At 42.8% G+C, this 2,382-nt stretch carries 2 protein-coding genes and 1 pseudogene; all 3 read left to right on the top strand.

Annotated features, from left to right (window positions below):
• Nucleotides 1-246: pseudogene (locus tag SD31_RS17565) on the top strand (pyruvate dehydrogenase (acetyl-transferring) E1 component subunit alpha); the annotation flags it as partial.
• 53 nt (nucleotides 247-299) lie between these two features.
• Nucleotides 300-1,925: a dihydrolipoamide acetyltransferase family protein gene (locus SD31_RS12165; protein WP_039054335.1), complete on the top strand. Its 1,626-nt coding sequence runs from the start codon at nucleotides 300-302 to the stop codon at nucleotides 1,923-1,925.
• Nucleotides 1,926-2,042: 117 nt separating this feature from the next.
• Nucleotides 2,043-2,249 carry a hypothetical protein gene (locus SD31_RS12160; protein WP_039054334.1) on the top strand — a complete coding sequence of 69 codons (207 nt, stop codon included), beginning with the start codon at nucleotides 2,043-2,045 and terminating at the stop codon, nucleotides 2,247-2,249.
• Nucleotides 2,250-2,382 lie beyond the last annotated feature (133 nt).

The raw sequence follows: 2,382 nt of genomic DNA, 5'->3' as shown, positions 1-2,382 counted from the left end.
CCTACGAAGTCATCGTACAAAGAAGAGATTGGAAGAGTACAAAGGCAAGATACCTTGATCACTACTAAAGCAGCTATCTTAGAGAACAAGTATGCTGATGAAGCATGGTTTGCAGAAGTAGAGGCTGAAGTGAAACGTGTGATCGACGAGTCTGTGAAATTTGCTGAAGAGTCTCCATATCCTACGGTAGACGAGTTGTACAAAGATATCTATGTGCAAGAAGACTATCCGTTTGTAATGGACTAATTCAATCGTATATTCACAAAGGTTTTTATTAAGATATAATCTACTATAAATAAATGGCTGAAGTAGTTAAAATGCCTAAGATGAGCGACACCATGACAGAAGGGGTGATCGCGAAATGGCACAAAAAAGTTGGCGACAAAGTAAATGCTGGAGACCTTATCGCAGAGGTCGAAACAGATAAAGCAACAATGGACTTCGAGTCTTATCAAGAAGGTACATTGTTATATATAGGTCCTAAAGAAGGAGAAGCAGTTCCTGTGAACGCCGTTATCGCTGTGTTGGGAGAAGAGGGGGAGGATTACCAAGCTTTATTAGATGGTGGATCTGCTACTAAGGAAGAAGCTCCTGCAGCGGAAGAAGCTAAAGAGGAAGCTGCTCCTGCAGCATCTGAGTCTACAGTGACAGCAGAAGACTTAGGCTGTACTGTAATCACCATGCCTTTATTGAGTGACACGATGAAAGAGGGTGTGATCGCTCAGTGGAATTTTAAGGTGGGTGATACCATTAAGTCGGATGATGCCATAGCGGATGTAGAGACGGACAAAGCTACCATGGAGGTGACGGCCTATGCAGAAGGTACGTTGTTATACATCGGTGTAGAAGCAGGCCAAGCAGCAAAAGTAAACGATATCATTGCTATCGTAGGTCCTGCCGGAACAGATGTAACTCCTTTGTTGAATCAGGTGAAGTCGGCTCCTAAGACGGAATCGAAGCAGGAAGAAAAAGTGCCTGAGGCGGCAGCTCCTGCAGCTGCATCATCAGCAGTATCTTCGTCAGATGATTCACGCATCAAAGCATCTCCTTTGGCACGCAAAATCGCAAAAGAAAAAGGAGTTAACTTGAGCGAAATCAAAGGCTCTGCCGACGGAGGCCGTATCGTAAAAAGAGACGTAGAAAACTATCTGGCGACAGCTAAAGCGGCTCCTGCTGCTGCGACATCTGCCGAAGCTCCTAAAGCAGAAACTACGACTATCAGCTTGCCAACATATGTTGGAGAAGAAAAATATACAGAGACAGGCATTTCACAAATGCGTAAGACTATTGCGCGTCGCCTATCTGAGTCATTGTTCACTGCTCCTCACTTCTACTTGACAGTGACTGTGGACATGGATAACGCTATCGCTGCTCGTGCGCAGATTAACGAGTATGCTCCGGTGAAAGTTTCTTTCAATGACATGGTAATCAAAGCTGTTGCTGTAGCGTTGAAGAAACACCCTGCCGTAAACTCTTCATGGCAAGGGGATAAAATCCGCTTCAACGAGCATACAAACATCGGTGTGGCGATGGCTGTTGAAGATGGCTTGTTAGTTCCTGTGGTACGTTTTGCTGACGGCAAGTCGTTGTCGCATATTTCGGCAGAGGTCAAAGAATTTGCTGCAAGAGCAAAAGCTAAGAAATTGACACCTGCTGATTGGGAAGGCTCTACATTTACGGTATCTAACTTAGGAATGTTTGGTATTGATGAGTTTACATCGATTATTAACTCTCCTGATGGTGCTATCCTATCTGTAGGAGCTATCCAACAGGTTCCTGTAGTGAAAAATGGAGCTGTAGTACCAGGAAACATCATGAAGTTGACTTTAGGATGTGACCACCGTGTGATCGATGGGGCTACAGGTGCTCAGTTCTTACAAACCTTGAAAGGATTATTGGAAGCACCAATCCGTTTGTTAGCGTAAATAGATTGTTGCAGAACATAAATAAAAGCCACTTTATCAGTTAAAGTGGCTTTTGTGTTTTGAAATTAATGTATAATCCTATTATATTTATTTGGATTCATCAACGTAGATAGTAGAGTGAAGAGATTAGTAGAAATTATCGTTTATAGTTTTGTCTTATCCGTTTTTATAGCGTGCAGTTCAGAAGAGAAAAAACAAGAAGAAGTACAGAAGAAGCAAGCCGAGTTAGACAGTATAGCATTGATTTACGATCCTGCTCAGGCAGATAAACGCATTGACGAGTTTATGCAGCGCCTGCATAAGAGATCGGGACTTCAATGGTAATGTCAGTTAGATTGACCAAAAAAGGAAAATCATCTAATCAGAATTCCTTTGGTTGGGCTGACTATCTGCATAAAGATAGTCTTCATATAGATTCCAAGTTTGAGCTGGCATCGGTATCCAAACCTATGACGGC

The organism is Sphingobacterium sp. T2 (assembly GCF_000814685.1).
Lineage (GTDB): Bacteria > Bacteroidota > Bacteroidia > Sphingobacteriales > Sphingobacteriaceae > Sphingobacterium > Sphingobacterium thermophilum.
Note: the sequence above shows the minus strand (reverse complement) of the source record. Positions and strands in the feature narration are given on the sequence as shown.